Origin of the sequence: Brevibacillus sp. HB1.1 (assembly GCF_013332445.1) — a bacterium.
GTDB classification, from domain to species: domain Bacteria; phylum Bacillota; class Bacilli; order Brevibacillales; family Brevibacillaceae; genus Brevibacillus; species Brevibacillus porteri.
In genome coordinates this window covers 729,680-746,777 of record NZ_JABMIV010000002.1, presented here as the reverse complement: position 1 = coordinate 746,777, position 17,098 = coordinate 729,680, and the positions used below count along the sequence as shown (strand labels likewise).

General features: G+C 47.0%; 16 protein-coding genes. All 16 read left to right on the top strand.

All coding sequences use genetic code 11. The annotated features are described in order from the left end of the window. The first annotated feature begins 18 nt into the window (after positions 1-18). Complete coding sequence (locus HPY27_RS08410) at positions 19-1,011, top strand: thiamine pyrophosphate-dependent dehydrogenase E1 component subunit alpha (protein WP_017248036.1); 993 nt, start codon at positions 19-21, stop codon at positions 1,009-1,011. 13 nt (positions 1,012-1,024) lie between these two features. Beyond that, a complete protein-coding gene (locus HPY27_RS08405; RefSeq protein ID WP_017248037.1) occupies positions 1,025-2,008 on the top strand; it encodes an alpha-ketoacid dehydrogenase subunit beta in 984 nt (327 codons plus the stop codon). A 20-nt stretch (positions 2,009-2,028) separates the two neighbouring features. Continuing rightward, complete coding sequence (locus HPY27_RS08400) at positions 2,029-3,366, top strand: dihydrolipoamide acetyltransferase family protein (protein WP_217368462.1); 1,338 nt, start codon at positions 2,029-2,031, stop codon at positions 3,364-3,366. Positions 3,367-3,607: 241 nt separating this feature from the next. Continuing rightward, positions 3,608-5,752, top strand: coding sequence for a copper amine oxidase N-terminal domain-containing protein (locus HPY27_RS08395; RefSeq protein WP_017248039.1), 2,145 nt, complete (start codon positions 3,608-3,610; stop codon positions 5,750-5,752). 328 nt (positions 5,753-6,080) lie between these two features. Continuing rightward, complete coding sequence (gene mce / locus HPY27_RS08390; protein WP_069844648.1) at positions 6,081-6,497, top strand: methylmalonyl-CoA epimerase; 417 nt, start codon at positions 6,081-6,083, stop codon at positions 6,495-6,497. A 91-nt stretch (positions 6,498-6,588) separates the two neighbouring features. Further along, on the top strand, positions 6,589-7,710 hold the full coding sequence (locus HPY27_RS08385) for a M20/M25/M40 family metallo-hydrolase (RefSeq protein ID WP_017248041.1): 1,122 nt from the start codon (positions 6,589-6,591) through the stop codon (positions 7,708-7,710). Positions 7,711-7,853: 143 nt separating this feature from the next. Next, positions 7,854-9,053, top strand: a complete 1,200-nt coding sequence (locus HPY27_RS08380) for a DUF3866 family protein (RefSeq protein WP_174224769.1) — start codon at positions 7,854-7,856, stop codon at positions 9,051-9,053. Between the two features lie 160 nt (positions 9,054-9,213). Next, a complete protein-coding gene (locus tag HPY27_RS08375) occupies positions 9,214-9,771 on the top strand; it encodes an NUDIX domain-containing protein (RefSeq protein WP_020477519.1) in 558 nt (185 codons plus the stop codon). Between the two features lie 4 nt (positions 9,772-9,775). Further along, positions 9,776-10,948, top strand: coding sequence for an endonuclease Q family protein (locus HPY27_RS08370; protein ID WP_174224892.1), 1,173 nt, complete (start codon positions 9,776-9,778; stop codon positions 10,946-10,948). Between the two features lie 67 nt (positions 10,949-11,015). After that, positions 11,016-11,642 (top strand): stage II sporulation protein M, encoded by a 627-nt coding sequence (gene spoIIM / locus HPY27_RS08365; RefSeq protein ID WP_016739960.1) that lies wholly within the window; start codon positions 11,016-11,018, stop codon positions 11,640-11,642. 94 nt (positions 11,643-11,736) lie between these two features. Further along, complete coding sequence (gene fur / locus HPY27_RS08360; protein ID WP_007720739.1) at positions 11,737-12,201, top strand: ferric iron uptake transcriptional regulator; 465 nt, start codon at positions 11,737-11,739, stop codon at positions 12,199-12,201. 156 nt (positions 12,202-12,357) lie between these two features. Next, positions 12,358-12,597 carry a YqzK family protein gene (locus tag HPY27_RS08355; RefSeq protein ID WP_007720735.1) on the top strand — a complete coding sequence of 80 codons (240 nt, stop codon included), beginning with the start codon at positions 12,358-12,360 and terminating at the stop codon, positions 12,595-12,597. A 93-nt stretch (positions 12,598-12,690) separates the two neighbouring features. After that, positions 12,691-13,578: a site-specific tyrosine recombinase XerD gene (gene xerD, locus HPY27_RS08350; RefSeq protein WP_017248046.1), complete on the top strand. Its 888-nt coding sequence runs from the start codon at positions 12,691-12,693 to the stop codon at positions 13,576-13,578. A gap of 119 nt (positions 13,579-13,697) precedes the next feature. After that, the gene (gene deoB / locus HPY27_RS08345) at positions 13,698-14,870 is read left to right on the top strand and encodes a phosphopentomutase (RefSeq protein WP_069844653.1); all 1,173 of its coding nucleotides are present in this window, start codon (positions 13,698-13,700) and stop codon (positions 14,868-14,870) included. A gap of 60 nt (positions 14,871-14,930) precedes the next feature. Continuing rightward, positions 14,931-15,740 (top strand): purine-nucleoside phosphorylase, encoded by an 810-nt coding sequence (locus tag HPY27_RS08340; RefSeq protein WP_007720725.1) that lies wholly within the window; start codon positions 14,931-14,933, stop codon positions 15,738-15,740. 24 nt (positions 15,741-15,764) lie between these two features. Next, a complete protein-coding gene (locus HPY27_RS08335) occupies positions 15,765-17,072 on the top strand; it encodes a pyrimidine-nucleoside phosphorylase (protein WP_174224768.1) in 1,308 nt (435 codons plus the stop codon). Positions 17,073-17,098 lie beyond the last annotated feature (26 nt).

Sequence of the window (17,098 nt, the reverse complement as noted above, 5' to 3'; positions counted from 1 at the left end):
CAAGGAGGGTATGTAACGATGACAACCAAGCGACATGAGCAAGTGGGATTGACCGATGCGCAAGTCCTTGACATGTATTATTACATGCTATTGGCCAGAAAAATTGATGAGCGCCAATGGCTGTTGAATCGTGCGGGCAAAGTACCGTTCGTGATTTCCTGCCAGGGTCAGGAAGCAGCTCAGGTGGGAGCAGCTTTTGCGATGGAAAAAGACAGAGACTTCTTGTGCCCGTACTATCGCGATCTTGGTTTGGTTCTGGTTTTTGGCCAAACAGCCCGTGATTGCATGCTGTCCGCTTTTGCGAAGGCAGAAGATCCGAATAGCGGTGGAAGACAGATGCCAGGTCACTTCGGTGGCAAGAAGTACAATATTTTGACGGGCTCAAGCCCTGTGACTACTCAAGTGCCACACGCAGTTGGTATGGCTTTGGCAGGTAGAATGAAGCAAAAAGATTTTGTTGTGTATGCATCGTTCGGAGAAGGCTCCAGTAACCAGGGGGACTTCCACGAAGGTGCGAACTTTGCGGGTGTCCACAAGCTCCCGGTTATCTTTTTCTGTGAAAACAACAAATACGCGATCTCTGTACCACTAAATAAGCAGTTGGCTTGTGAAAGTGTAGCAGACCGTGCGATCGGTTACGGCTTCCCTGGAATCAGTGTGGACGGAAACGATCCAATTGAAGTATATCGTGTCATGAAAGAAGCGGTTGAACGTGCTCGTAGTGGTCAAGGGCCAACGCTGATTGAAGCCGTTATGTATCGCCTTGTTCCGCACTCTAGTGACGATGACGATCGTGTGTATCGTACGAGAGAAGAAGTAGAAGAAGCGAAGAAAAAGGACCCGTTGATTGTTTTCGCTGCCTATTTGAGAGAGATCGGACTCTTGGACGAACATAAGGAAGCAGATATGCTTGCCCGCGTCCAGCTGGAAGTGGATGAAGCCACTGAATATGCGGAAACCGCGCCATATCCAACACCAGAATCGACAATGACATACGTATACGGGGAATAAGGGGGGATCTTTTATGGCAGTCATTTCTTTTATTGATGCAATTACAATGGCGATGCGTGAAGAAATGCGTCGCGATTCCAATGTGTTTATCCTCGGAGAAGACGTTGGCGTACGCGGTGGGGTTTTCCGTGCGACAAACGGGTTGATTGATGAGTTTGGTGAGGAGCGTGTGATTGATACGCCACTGGCTGAATCCGCTATTGTCGGTGTAGGGATTGGTGCGGCAGCTTACGGTATGCGTCCAATCGCGGAGATCCAGTTTGCTGACTTCATCATGCCAGCTGTGAACCAAATTGTCAGTGAGGCTGCGAAAATGCGCTATCGTTCGAACAACGACTGGCATTGCCCAATCACGATTCGTGCCCCATTCGGCGGCGGGGTTCATGGTGCACTGTACCACTCACAATCTGTGGAAGCGATGTTCACGAACACCCCTGGTTTGAAAGTAGTGGCACCTTCGACACCTTATGATGCAAAAGGTCTCCTAAAAGCAGCCATTCGCGATGAAGATCCGGTGCTCTTTTTCGAGCACAAGCGCTGCTATCGTTTGATCAAGGGCGAAGTGCCTGAGGACGACTATGTGTTGCCGATTGGCAAAGCGGACGTGAAGCGAGAGGGGACAGATATCACGGTCATCTCCTACGGCTTGACTCTGCACTTCTGTCTACAAGCTGCGGAAAAACTTGCACAAGAAGGTATCAGCGCGCATGTGCTCGATTTGCGCACACTGTATCCGTTGGACAAAGAAGCGATTGTAGAAGCGGCTTCGAAGACAGGCAAAGTATTGATCGTACACGAGGACAACAAAGAAGGCGGCGTTGGCGGTGAGGTAGCTGCCATTGTAGCGGAGCATTGCCTGTTCGATTTGGATGCACCGATCAAACGTCTTTGTGGTCCAGATGTGCCAGCTATGCCATACAGCCCGCCGATGGAAAAATACTTTATGCTGAACCCGGAAAAAGTATTGGAAGCAATGCGCGAGCTGGCCAACTTTTAAGGCGAGGAGGACCAAGGATCATGGCAACGAAAGTACTTATGCCCCAGCTCGGAGAGAGCGTGACCGAGGGCACCATCAGCAAATGGTTGGTCAATGTAGGCGACACGGTGAAGAAATACGACTCGCTGGCTGAAGTGACGACGGATAAAGTAAACGCAGAGGTTCCTTCTACCGTTTCAGGACGCGTTACTGAGATCGTCGTGCCAGAAGGTGAGACAGTCGCTGTCGGCACATTGATCCTATATATAGAAGAAAGTGGAGCAGAAGGTGGAACTGTAGCGCCTGCTAGCACACCGGAAACTACGGCTCCACAAGCGCCTGCAACCGAGCAGCCAAAGGCAGCTACGCCGGCGGTATCGATTCAGCAAGCACCAGTCATTGATGAACCAAAACAACGTTATTCACCTGCTGTAGTCATGCTTTCACAGCAACATGGCATTGATTTGTCCCGCGTTGTAGGGACTGGAGCAGGCGGCCGTATTACGCGCAAAGATGTCCAAGCGATTATCGACGCGGGCGGCCAAAAGCCAGCTGAGACAGTGAAAGAAACAGTCGCGCAGGCTCCCGTGGCAGCAGTCGAACAATCTACTGTCGTTTCAACACCTGTGCCGTCAGCACCCGCTTCGACTCCTGCTGTTTCCGTAGATATTCCGGTTGCAAGCGGTGATCAAGTTGTACCCGTAACGTCGATTCGTCGTACGATTGCAAACCGGATGGTACAGAGCAAGCACGAAGCTCCACATGCTTGGACGATGGTCGAAGTAGACGTGACCAATCTCGTTAACTTCCGCAATCAGGCAAAAGGTGAATTTGCGAAAAAAGAAGGGCTCAACCTCACATTCCTTCCGTTCTTTATCAAAGCGGTTGTAGAAGCGTTGAAAGAGTACCCGATGATCAATTCCACATGGGCACACGACAAAATCATCGTGAAAAAGGACATCAACATCTCCATCGCAGTAGCCACGGAAGATGCTCTCTATGTTCCTGTCATCAAGCATGCTGATCAAAAATCAATTCTTGGCATTGCTAAGGCAGTCGATGATCTGGCAGCACGCACCCGTGCAGGGAAATTGACAATGGATGACATGACAGGCGGGACCTTTACGGTTAACAACACAGGCTCTTTTGGCTCTGTCTTGTCCCAGCCGATTATCAATGCTCCGCAAGCTGCGATACTTAGTGTCGAATCCATTGTGAAACGCCCTGTCGTCATTAACGACATGATTGCAGTGCGTTCGATGGTCAATCTGTGCATGTCCTTGGATCATCGCGTGCTGGATGGTCTGATTTGCGGACGATTCCTTCAGAGTGTGAAACAAAAGCTTGAAAATGTAGGTCCGGATACCAAGCTATACTAGGGTGTCGAAAAACCAGGTCAAGTAACGACCTGGTTTTTTTGATAAAAGAATGACAAAAAAATTTTTCCAAATCGATCATTACGTATGTAACTTTTTCCGAGACATTTTCGTCTTACCAATTGGAGCCAGTAAGTCTCATAAATGATCTAGAAGAGATTCCCACCAGATAGCATTTGTGGTAGACTGGTAGCGTCCCGCTAGAGAGAATTTCCAGATTAAGGGTAATTATGGGAGGAAAAACATGGAGAAAAGTAAAAAAGCACTACCAATAGTGCTGGCATCAGCGCTGGCCGCTACACCATTTGTGGCAGTACCGCAGCAAGCACATGCTATTGAAAAATTGTCGGTAACGGCTGACAACGATGGTGCAGGTAAAGAAAGTGATTACACAATTGAATTCAAGCTAGAAGAAGATCTGGAAAGTGGAGAATCTATTACTATTGATTTCGATTCTGATTTTGATATCGACGATGATATTGATACAGACGATATTGATGCTAGCTTCGATGTGAAGAAAGTAAGTGTTTCTAAAGGCGAAATTACAATCAAGACTGATGAAGATCTAGATGAAGGCGATAAAATTAAGATTAAAATTACGAGCGGTATCACGAATCCCGATGACAAAGGTTCATACAGCGTAAGTGTAGAAGCGGGTGACGAGGATTCGGAATCGGATGATGTAGATATCAAAAAAAGCAGCTCGAGCAGCAGTAGCAAGTCCAGCAAAGATTACGCAGTATCGTTGAGCAGCAAAGCAGCAGGAGAAAAAGTTAGCCTCAAGCTTGGCAAAATTTCTCTCAAAGGAAGTGATGAGCTGGAGTCAAACTCCACGATTACTGTCACTTTCCCAGATAAAAACATGCTGCCATCAAGCATTGATGAAGAGGATGTAAAAGTAAACGGCTATACAGCGAAATCTGTCAGTGTTAGTGGCAGTACCGTTGATGTCAAAATTCCGAGTGGTGCAGACGCAGATGATTACATCACCGTGGAATTTGACAAGGATGCTGGAATCGAGAACCCTAATTCCGGAGGCAAGCACGTTTTCAAAGTGAAATATGATGGAACTACATACGAATCAGAGGATGTTGAAATTACTAAGAACGGTTCCTCCACTCCTAGCAACGCTTCCGACAGCTTTACTGTGAACCTGTCCGATCCGGGCGCAGGTGCTCGCACCAGCTACACCTTTGATGCTGATTTCGGTAGCAAAGAATTGAAAGCAGATGGGGAACTAGTTCTTGAATTCCCATCATCTGACATGGTACCGGGTATTTTGACTGCATCAGACTTTTTGCTCAATGGGAAACCAGCGAAAAAAGCAACTGCAGTTGGAAATAGAATCGCGTTGGTAGCGCCAACCAACTTCGGTACCAATAGCAAAGTGAAGGTTGAAGTTACTTACGGAGCGTGGATTTCGAATCCAAAAGCAGCGGGTAGCTATACGTTGAAGGCTACTGTTTCCGGAAGAACTTTGGAATCCAAATCCTTCAGCATCGGTGGCTCTTCGGTGAACCCGACGCCAACCAACCCGACAACTCCAATACCTGTACCAAATACAACTACTAACAATAGCACCGCAACTATCGCATTGACACAAAATGCACTTGGCAAGCAGACGGGTGTGAACGTGGCAATCAAAGGATTGGGTGTTGGTCTGCAAAAACAGCGCGATTTCATCGAGATCGTATTCCCGGTAGGCTACAAGGTACCGGCTTACATCGCGCCAGCTAACATCTCTGTGAATGGTGCAGGTGCGAATTTTGTTGCGGTTCGTGGACAAAACGTTCTGATTTATCCGTCTCAGGATATTCCTGCGGCAACAAATGCTACTATCGTGATCAATCCAGCGGCGAACATCGTAAACCCTGCTGTGAAAAACACATATAGCATTAGCGTATTTACTTCCGAAGAAAGAGGCTTGCTGTTTGCGCGTGCTGTTGGTGTAGGGATGCCTTCTCCGGCTCAACCAAAGCCTGGAACGCCAACACCACAACAGCCATCAACAGCTATTCCAGCGAACGCGGCTTCCTTTAAAGTAAATACAGCAAACTTCAGCCTGAATGGCAAAACGTATCCTCTCTCTGTAGCTCCTTACCTTGCAGATGGTAATACGACCATGGTTCCAGCCCAATTCTTTAAAGAAGGATTGGCACTGACTACGCAATGGAACAATACAAGTGTTGCTGTTATCAGTGGAACCAAAGTCGTGAAGTTTACAGTTGGGTCGAAAACAGCAAAAGTAGGCAAAACGGATATCCAATTGCCAACACCTGTTGTTCTCAAAAACGGCATGCCAATGATCCCAATCCGTACCGTTACGGATAATCTTGGTTATAAAGTCGGCTGGGATGCGAAAACTTCCAGCATATTCGTTCAAAAATAATAACGAGCTGGGACAAACGAAAAACCCCTTTCCGCTTTTCAGTCGGAAAGGGGTTTTTAATCGTTTTATCAATCGTTTATTGAAAGTAAAAAAACGTGGGAACGATGAGTGAGAGTATTAGAATGCCGATCAGGATTTTTGCAAAGAGCGACTGGTGTCTCATTCTAATCAAACCTCCTTTCAAGGTAGAGGAAATTATCAGGTGATTCTGTAAGTGGCTGTGCTAGAATGAAGAAAAGGATATCATTGGCTTTCTTTTTTTCGCCCATGCTGAAATTGTACCGAAATGTAGCCAATGAGACAACCACTTACAAAAGGATGATGATTCGTGAGCGCACCGAAAAAAATTGCCCATATTGGCATTGCGGTAAAAAGCTTGGAAAAGACGCTTCCCTTTTATACCGAGCAATTGGGATTGGAGTTGGTTGGAACCGAAATCGTAGAGAGCGAACAAGTACAAGTGGCATTTTTAAAGATCGGGGAAAGTCATATTGAATTACTAGAACCGTTAAGTGATGAGAGTCCAATAGCAAAATTTATGGAAAAACGCGGAGAAGGCATTCACCACATTGCTTTTGATGTGGATGATGTTGCGGGTCGTCTAGCCACATTAAAAGAGCAAGGTGTACCTCTCATTCACGAGGTCCCCAAAGCGGGTGCGCACGATGCTTTGATTGGATTTTTGCATCCAAAGGCAGCGAATGGCGTTTTGTATGAGCTATGCCAATATCCGAAAGAATCATAGGCGTTTACGTAGTAGAAAAATTTTTTTTGCGGTATACTGGAACTTGTGAATATGTACCAAAATCGGGCAGTACGATCAGGAGGTAACGAGTGTGAGTACGATCAACCAAGAGCGTTTGTTAAATGAATTTTTAGAGCTCGTCCAAATTGACAGTGAAACGAAGAACGAAGCAGAGATCAATAAGGTGCTCAAAGAAAAACTGATTGAGATGGGCTTTACCGTAGAAGAGGATGACGCAGCAGCGAAAACCGGACATGGTGCCAACAATCTGATCGCAACCTTAGAAGGAACTGGCAACGGTCCGACTATCCTGTTTAGCAGTCATATGGATACGGTTGTACCAGGAAACGGAATCAAGCCACAAATTCGCGATGGCTATATTTATTCCGATGGAACGACGATCCTCGGTGCGGATGACAAAGCAGGAATCGCGGCGATCTTTGAAGGTATTCGCAGCATGAAAGAGCAAAACTTGCCACATCCAACGATCCAAGTCGTATTGACCGTGGGAGAAGAGTCAGGACTTGTAGGCTCCCGCGCAATGGATTCCAGCCTGCTGAAAGCAGAAATGGGCTTCATCCTCGATTCGGAAGGTCCAGTTGGAAAAATTACAGTAGCTGGTGCTGGACAATATCGCATCGTAACCAAAATTCACGGCAAAGCAGCGCATGCAGGTGTGAATCCAGAGGATGGCATCAGTGCTATATCGGTTGCAAGTAAAGCCATTTCCCGTATGCCACTAGGCCGGATCGATGCGGACACAACTGCAAACATCGGTCGTTTTGAAGGCGGTAAAGCGTACAATATCGTAACGGATTATGTGGAAATTTGGTCAGAGGCTCGCAGCTTGGTCATGGACAAGCTGGAAGCGCAAGTGAAGAAAATGACGACAGCATTTGAAGAAGTGGCAGCCGAAATGGGTGCGACTTGCGAAAATGACGTTATTTTTATGTACCACGGCTACAAATTCAATGAAGAAACGCCTGTTGTACAAAAAGCGATTGCAGCGGTTAAGCGTGTAGACCGCAATCCTGAGCTGGTTGCAAGCGGCGGCGGAAGCGACGGTAACGTATTTAACGGCTACAACGTGCCAAGCGTAAACTTTGCCATCGGCTATGAAGAAATCCATACAAAAAGCGAGCGCATGCCAATCGCTGAACTGAACAAAGCGGCTGAGCTGGTGCTTGCTGTAATTGCAGAAGTACAAGAGTAATCAAAAGAAGGTCGGAATCTCCTTGCGAGGGGTTCCGGCCTTTTTGTACGTTCTCTTACTCGTTTGCATGATTGAGACAAGCACTGTTCATCATAGACTGAATAGAAAGTGGGGACGAGGCAGGAATGAAAGGGGGAAGCTGAGTGCTCCGTTTGGCAGTGGGGACGGTCCAAAAAGTTCTAGAAAAACAAACAGGGATGCAGATACTCGAAGTCCGGATAGAATCGGTTGCTGGATACAAAATGGAGAGAGTGCTGTCTTTTTTGCAGGAGGATTATAGCAGTGGCGATTTACTCTTGATCAATACAACTGCTGTTCGCCTTGAATTGGGGACAGGCGGGTATCACTTTGTTGTAGGGAAGGTTACCCAACTGGAGGAAACCGATGTTCTTCCGAATGAGTGGGGGCATGTCATGAAAATGCGCTATTCGCCATGGCAGCTCGCGGTTGATTCGGTAGAAGAACAGACTAGCCCGTACCACCCTTTGTTTGTGCAAGATGACCTATCCTTGGAAGGTACCCCTGTTTTGGTCGGAGAGCTGCACAGTCTTCTACCTGTTGCTGTCCTTGCTTTGCATAAAAAAAATCCAAATGTCCGTATCGTATATGTCATGCCAGACGGTGCATCCTTGCCGATTGCCTTGAGTCAGCACGTCCAGCAATTAAAAGCAGTCGGGAGCTTGGCTGCGACGGTAACGACAGGTCATGCGTGGGGTGGAGATCGCGAGTCGTTGACGATTCATAGTGGCTTGTTGGCAGCGCGCCATGTAGAGCATGCCGATATTATTGTTTGTATGTTGGGACCTGGGGTAGCAGGTACAGGTACACCTTATGGCTTCTCGGGAATTCAGTTAGCTGAGGTCATTCATGCCATATCTACTCTCGGTGGAACACCCTTTTTTATTCCACGAATCAGCTTTGGTGACCCACGTACCAGGCATTACGGTGTCAGTCATCATACTGTATCGATATTAAACCGATTTGCTCTCTGTCCTGCCCTGGTTACAATTCCGGTTTTCGGAGATGAAAGAGATGAAGTCCTTTCACGGCAATTGAGAACGCTAGAAGTTGCGGGGAAGCATGTTTTCATAAAAGGAAAAGTCCCAGACCAATCAGAACTAGCAGCGCTGGAAAAGGGGTATGGCTTGTCCTTTTCTACGATGGGACGAAATTGGCAAGAGGACCCTGCCCCTTTTCAGACGGCATGGATGGCTGCCGATTATGTAGAAAACAGTTTGGGCTACATCGTCCAAACCGTTAACGACGCCCCGCATTTGCCCGCTTCATTAAGTACGCTTGAAGCGTTAGGTCTTTATTTGACCAGGAACGAAGTGCAGCCTTGATCTCCCAAGCTTTCCCGACCATACGCAATTGGTTTTCGCTAACATATGTTTTCATTCATAATCTCCTCCGATACAATAAGATGGACAAGCTCTATGCTCCCAACTTATGGAGGGAATCGACGATTTAGAACGACTTCATGAAAAAAGGATGATGACGACAGTGAGTAAATATGATCACTTATATGAAAAAACCATTTCCAGTCAACCGATTTATGACGGAAGAATTATTAAGGTCAAGGTAGATGAGGTCCTTCTGCCCAATGGCAACACAGCCAAGCGAGAAATCGTGAATCATCAAGGCGCGGTAGCTGTAATGCCGATAACAGATGATAACAAAATGGTTGTAGTTCGACAGTTCCGCAAGCCATTGGAGCGTACGATCGTGGAAATCCCAGCAGGAAAGCTGGAGCCAGGGGAAGAGCCGCTTGCGTGTGCAATGCGCGAGCTGGAGGAAGAGACCGGCTACGTTGCGAGTCAGTACACACCGCTCAGCTCTTTTTACACATCTCCCGGCTTCGCGGATGAAATTTTACATGTTTTTGTGGCCACTGGTTTGAAAAAAGGAGAAAGCAAGCCGGACGAGGATGAGTTCGTCGATGTGCTGGAAGTAACATTGGAAGAAGCGCATGCTCTGCATCAAAGTGGAGAAATTCGCGATGCCAAGACAGTTGTGGCATTGTTTGCGTGGGAAAACAAAATGCTACGCGAACGTGGTTAGTACTATGCTTTCTTCGTATTTTTGCGACATGCATATTCACATCGGTGGTACGTGGACCGGTAAACCTGTGAAAATAACGGCTTCTCGCCAAATGACACTCACGAAAATTTTGGAGGAAGCCTCAGATAAAAAAGGGATGGATGTCATCGGGATTATCGATGCACATTCGCCGGAGGTTCAGGATGAGCTGGTAGATCTGTTGGAAATGGGATTAGCCACTGAACAGGTGGATGGAGGAATTTCCTACAAAGATACACTGCTACTCTTGGGGTGCGAAGTAGAAATCAAGGAGCCAGGGCGTGGTGCAGCTCATTTTCTCGTTTATCTGCCGAAACTGCAAGAAATGAAGCAATTTACCGCGTGGCTGTCTGAACGCTGCAAAAATGTGCATTTAAGTTCTCAGCGTATCTACACATCACTGAGGGAACTACAAGCCTGTGTCGATCAATTGCAGGGCCTCTTGATCCCGGCACATATTTTTACGCCGCATAAAGGGTTGTATGGGAGCTGTACGGATTCGATGGCCGAAGTGCTTGATCCGTCGCTTATCTATGCGGTTGAGCTGGGATTGAGTGCGAATACCAGCATGGCAGACCGCATATCCGAGCTCCATGACAAAACCTTTCTCACAAACTCAGATGCGCATTCTCTGGCGAAGATAGGCCGGGAATATCAAGCGATATATATGCAAGAGCGTTCCTTCGCAGAGTGGGTGAAAGCAATTAAGCGCATCGGTGGCAGAGGGGTTCATATGAACTACGGTCTGCATCCCGAGCTTGGGAAGTATCATCAGACGGCGTGCCAAGGGTGCCAGTCTTTACTAGCGGCGGATGCCTCAGGCAAATGTCCGGAATGCGGCTTCCAACGAATTGTGCGAGGGGTTGCAGCGCGCATTGATCAGCTGGCGGATGTAGAGGTCGGCCAGCATCCGGCGTTCCGTCCTCCTTATATCGAGCAAATCCCGTTGGAATTCATTCCGGGAATCGGTCCGAAATTGTTGGACAAGCTGTATCGGTCGTTTGGTACACAGATGAACGTATTGCATCGCGTAAACGAAGAAGAGCTCACCTCTGTTGTCGGAGAGAAAATCGCATCGCTTATCGTACACGCACGAGAGGGAAAGCTCTCTGTTCAAAAAGGCGGCGCCGGTACCTACGGAAAGATCGTCCCGATGTAGGTTGTCATAGGGGAGAACTCGTCCGCATAAGCTGTACAGTAATCAGCCAAGCGGGAGGCGACGAAGCGTGCGTTCACGAGTCGGACAAACTATCCAATCCTATGCGAGAGAACATCAGTCACTCTACTGGTTCACGATCGTCCTGTTTACGATGGGTATTATTTTCGGAGCCGTCCTCGTCAATTCACTGCCATTGTCACAGAAGCAGGAGCTGTACGGTTTTCTACAATATTTTTTCAACAGTCTTGGCAGTGATGGAATCCCTGAGACCAGTGCCCATTTTCAGCAGGCGTTTGGTCATTATGCCAAAACCATAGCGATCATGTGGGTGCTAGGGTTATCCATTATTGGGTTGCCTATGATTTTGTTGATGCTCTTCTTAAAAGGAGTCGTGGTTGGTTTCACCGTCGGTTTTTTGGTGAGTCAACTCCAATGGCAAGGCGTAACATTTGCCATGGTGGGTGTTCTCCCACAAAATTTATTAGTCGTCCCTGCCCTTTTTATTGTAGGCGTCAGCGGAATTTCGTTTTCTCTTCGACTCATACGAACGAGAGTGCTAAGCAAAAGGGATGTCATCATGCCGCATTTCATGGGCTATACGGTTCTTGTACTTAGCATGCTGGCGGTATTGACGATTGCAGCCTTGTTTGAAACCTTCATTTCCCCTCGGTTGATGCAGCTCGTACTTAATTAAGAATAATTCTCAGGTAAGAACTTATGCATTTGACTTATTCGATGCCCCTCTACTATAATAGGAACAGGTTTCATGCGAGCGGGGAGGGGCATTAATGTTGGAAGAAAAATTAGAGAAAATTAAGCAGCAGTTGCATTCACAAAACTACAAGCTGACACCACAGCGTGAAGCCACTGTTCGCGTGTTGTTGGAGAATGAAGAAGATCACTTGAGCGCGGAAGATGTTTACTTGTTGGTGAAGGATAAAGCGCCGGAAATCGGGCTTGCTACCGTATACAGGACATTAGAGCTGTTGAGCGAACTGAAGATCCTCCATAAAATGAATTTTGGCGATGGCGTAGCTCGTTACGATCTTCGTGATGATAATGCTGCCTATCACCATCATCACCTCATTTGCCTCAATTGTGGTACGGTGGATGAAATTTTTGAAGATCTGCTTGTCACAGCAGAAGAGAAAGTCAAGAATGTTTACAACTTTTATATTACCGACCACCGATTGACCTTCTACGGGATCTGCAATCGTTGCGTAGATAAAGTGAACGTGGAGGACTTCAAATAAAGTCGACTTCTCTGGGAACGGAGAAGTTTTTCTTTTTTCATTGGGAGCTTTTGTAATGGCAGACCTATTCCTGTGGAATCCTAAGAGAGGATCGATTCGAATGGAGCAGGGGACAAGTGCATATAAATGAAAGAAAGTCTGTAAGGAGGCTCACGGATGAAGGTCTCTTATCGCCGCTTGATGGAGGGTCTTCGCTTCTTGCTTCTTTTCATTACCTGCACCTTGCTCTCCTACGGCATCATTACCTTGCTGGCGGACAAATTTCTCCCGGCAAACCCTTATCATGAACCACATGGGAATGCTGTGAAGGTAGTAAAAGTCATCAATACCTCTCAGGCACAGGATTTTGACGGTTATGTCGCACGACTACAGCTCTTTTTTTTAACGGGAGAGTAATGCAAGTATGAGTTTTTTATTTGGAGAAGCAGGAGTTTCTTCTTCTTTGTGGAAAGCAATACAAGATACTTATCAGCTGAAGGGGACAGCTTCATGGACAGTCTGATTGATCAGTTTATTCATTTCCTGACTGTGGAGAAAGGGTTATCGAGAAATACCCTGGAATCCTATCAACGGGATATGGTGGCCTTTACCTCGTACTTACAGGAGCAAGGTGTTGCTCGAATAGAGGATTCTACTCGGACGCACATCATTGGTTACTTACTTGTTTTACGGGAAAAAGGACGTGCTACAGCAACGCTTTCTCGCAATATGGCATCGATACGAGCGTTTTATCAGTTTCTCATTCGGGATAAGTACATAGATAAAGATCCATCCATTCATCTGGAAACACCGAAGATCGAGAAACGCTTGCCGAAAGTGCTCTCTGTTGAGGAAGTGGAACGTCTTTTGGAAAGTCCTCCTGTCAATCATCCTGCCGGGCTGCGGGACAAGGCGATGCTTGAGCTTTTATATGCGACAGGCATTCGTGTCTCGGAGTTAGTCAATCTGGATAGTGCTGATGTGAATCTGGATATGGGCTTTGTCAAGTGCATGGGAAAAGGATCAAAAGAGCGAATCATTCCGTTAGGCTCGGTTGCCATTCAAGTGGTTCGCCACTATTTACAGGCAGGGCGCCCCAAGCTGGTAAAAGGAACTGGCGATACTGCATTATTTCTGAATCACTTGGGCAAACAAATTACACGGCAAGGTTTTTGGAAAATTATTAAACGATATGCCCAAAAATCTAACATCCGTGCAGAGATTACACCCCATACACTTCGCCACTCTTTTGCCACTCACTTACTGGAAAATGGAGCGGATTTGCGCTCTGTTCAAGAGATGCTTGGGCATGCTGATATTTCAACCACCCAGATTTACACACATGTGACCAGAACGCGGATTAAGGACATCTATGCCAAGACGCATCCGCGAGCATGAGTATGAAAAACCGATCGACTCCGCCTGATTGTCGGGCGGAGAAAAATTTTCTGAATCAGGTCAGACGTCTGACGACTTGATCTTAGAATTCGAATGACTGGTAAACAGGAGGCGTTAAGATGCAGTATTCACGAGTTTTTTTGATCGTCATGGACAGCGTAGGGATTGGCGAACAACCTGATGCGCCTAAGTTCAATGATGCAGGAGCGAACACCTTAGGTCATATTGCGGAACGAGTTGCAGGATTTTCATTGCCCAACTTGCAAAAATTAGGTTTGGGAAATATTGCACCACTCCAGAACGTTGCACCAGTAGCAACCCCTATGGCCCATTATGGAAAAATGCAAGAAATCTCCATGGGGAAAGATACGACGACTGGTCATTGGGAGATCATGGGTCTGCATGTGTCTACTCCGTTTAACACGTATCCAGATGGATTTCCACAAGAGCTGATCTCGGAATTTGAACAACGTATTGGTCGCAAGGTGCTCGGGAACAAAGTTGCTTCAGGGACAGACATTCTCGACGAGCTTGGCGAAGAGCATATGAAAACGGGTGCGGTGATTGTCTATACGTCTGCGGACAGTGTATTCCAGGTAGCAGCGCACGAAGAGGTTGTTCCGCTTGAAGAGCTGTACCATATTTGCGAGGTAGCTCGTGAGTTGACGCTTCGTGATGAATTCGCCGTTACTCGTGTTATTGCGCGTCCATTTGTTGGACAGCCAGGCAATTTTAGCCGTACGTCAAATCGCCACGATTATTCTGTGAAGCCATTTGCTCCGACAGTCATGAATCGTTTGCAGGATGCTGGCCTTGCTTCTATTGCAATTGGCAAAATCGGCGACATCTACGCAGAAGAGGGTGTTACCCAATCTATCCGTACCAAAGATAACATGGACGGTGTAGATCAAATTCTGGGCACGATGAAACAATCGTTTACAGGTCTTTCTTTTGTAAACCTTGTGGACTTCGATGCGAAGTTTGGTCATCGCCGCGATCCAGAAGGGTATGGTCAAGCGTTGATGGAGTTCGATGCTCGTATTCCAGAACTTTTGGAAGCGCTACAAGAAAATGATTTACTGGTAATCACGGCAGACCATGGAAACGATCCTGTACATCATGGCAGCGACCATACGAGAGAATACGTTCCGTTGCTTGTCTATCATAAGGGTATTCAAGCTGGGGCACATTTGGGCATCCGTGAGACATTTGCGGACTTGGGTGCGACCATCGCAGACAATTTTGGAGTAACTGCTCCAGTGATTGGGAAAAGCTTCCTCAATCATTTATAAAGGTTAAGCAAAAATAAACATTTATATAATAGAAGAAACACAAAAAAGGAGAGAGTTGAATTGGCAAATTTCCATGATGCAGTAGCATATATCGAACCGAAACTAACAGAAAAACCAACCATTGGTCTCGTACTCGGATCAGGGCTGGGTGTTTTGGCAGATGAAATCGAAAATCCGGTGATCATTCCTTATCATGAAATTCCAGGCTTCACTGTGTCCACCGTTGTGGGCCACAAAGGACAACTCGTGATTGGCAAACTGCAAGGCAAGCAAGTCGTTGCGATGCAAGGTCGTTTTCACTTTTATGAGGGACATGGTCTGGATGCCGTTGTTTTCCCAATCCGTGTCATGAAGCTGCTCGGCGTAGAAACCATTATTGTAACCAATGCTGCTGGCGGAATCAACGAAGGCTACAATGCAGGCGACCTCATGCTGATTTCCGATCACATCAACATGACGTTCCGCAATCCATTGATCGGTGCAAACGATGAACAATTGGGAGCACGTTTCCCAGATATGTCTGAAGCTTATTCCAAACAGCTCCGCAAACTGGCTCATGAAGTTGCTTCCGAGCAGGGAATCCAGCTCCGTGAAGGTGTATACGCAGGTCTGCTAGGTCCTACCTATGAAACTCCTGCAGAAATCCGTATGCTTCGCCTGTTGGGTGGAGATGCTGTAGGGATGTCAACTGTACCAGAAGTAATCGTGGCACGACACATGGGTGTGAAGGTGCTCGGTATTTCGTGCATTAGCAACATGGCAGCAGGTATTTTGGAACAACCTCTGTCCCATGATGAAGTAATGGAAACAACAGAAAAGGTAAAATCGCAATTCCTGGCTCTGGTGAACGGTATCGTAGCCAAAATGTAAGTAACGGATTCGGAGGGATTAACAATGCGTATGGTCGATATGATCGCCAAAAAACGTGATGGCGGAGAACTGACAACAGAAGAGATTCAATTTCTGGTGACAGGCTATACAGATGGAAGTATTCCTGACTACCAAATGTCCGCATGGGCAATGGCAGTCTTTTTCCGTGGCATGACAGCGAGAGAGACAGGAGATCTAACCTTGGCAATGGCAGGGTCAGGCGAACAGCTTGACCTGTCTTCTCTGCAAGGAATTAAGGTAGACAAGCACAGTACAGGTGGGGTAGGCGACAAGACTACTCTTGTTGTTGCACCATTGGTTGCGGCAGCAGGTATTCCTGTGGCAAAAATGTCTGGAAGAGGTCTTGGTTACTCAGGAGGCACCATTGACAAGCTGGAGTCCTTCGCAGGTTTCGAAGTAGAACGCACACGCGAGCAATTTTTGCAGCAGGTGCGTGATATTGGCGTGTCCGTAATCGGGCAGTCTGGCAACCTGACACCTGCAGATAAGAAGCTGTATGCGCTGCGTGACGTGACAGCTACTGTAGAAGCTGTGCCGTTGATTGCAAGCTCCATTATGTCCAAGAAGATTGCCGCTGGGGCAGATGCCATCCTGCTTGACGTAAAAGTAGGGAAGGGCGCTTTCATGAAAAGCATTGAAGAGGCAGAAACATTAGCAAATGCGATGGTTGCAATCGGCAGCCAAGTAGGACGTAAAACGGTGGCGGTCATCAGCGATATGAACCAGCCGCTTGGCTTTGCTGTGGGCAATGCACTGGAAGTGAAAGAAGCAGTGGAGACACTAGCAGGTAAAGGTCCGCGCGATTTGACCGAGCTGGTATTGGCTATTGGTTCCCGCATGCTTGTTATGGGTGGGCTTGTTACTGATGTGGAAGAAGGACGTAAAAAGCTCGAAGACCTGATGGCTTCCGGAAAAGCAGTAGATAAACTGGCGGAAATGGTAGAGGCTCAAGGCGGCAATAAACAGGACGTCTATGATTTGTCTCGTTTGTCGCAAGCAAAGATCATTCATACCGTTACAGCCGAACAGGACGGCTTTGTGAGCGCGATTGATGCAGAAGCGATCGGTCATGCTTCTGTTGTCTTGGGTGCTGGCAGATTAACAAAAGAAATGCCGATTGACTTGGCAGTAGGTCTTGTTCTGCACAAAAAACGCGGGGATCAGGTGAAGGCAGGCGAAGTTTTGGTCACCATCTATGCCAACGAAGACCATCTTTTGCAAAATGCGTTGAAAGAAATGGAAGGTGCCTTCCAAATTTCGACGGCAATCGACGGAGAACAACCGTTGATTTATAAAATTATCGAAGCATAGAAAGTCTGAATATTAGTTGATCAATC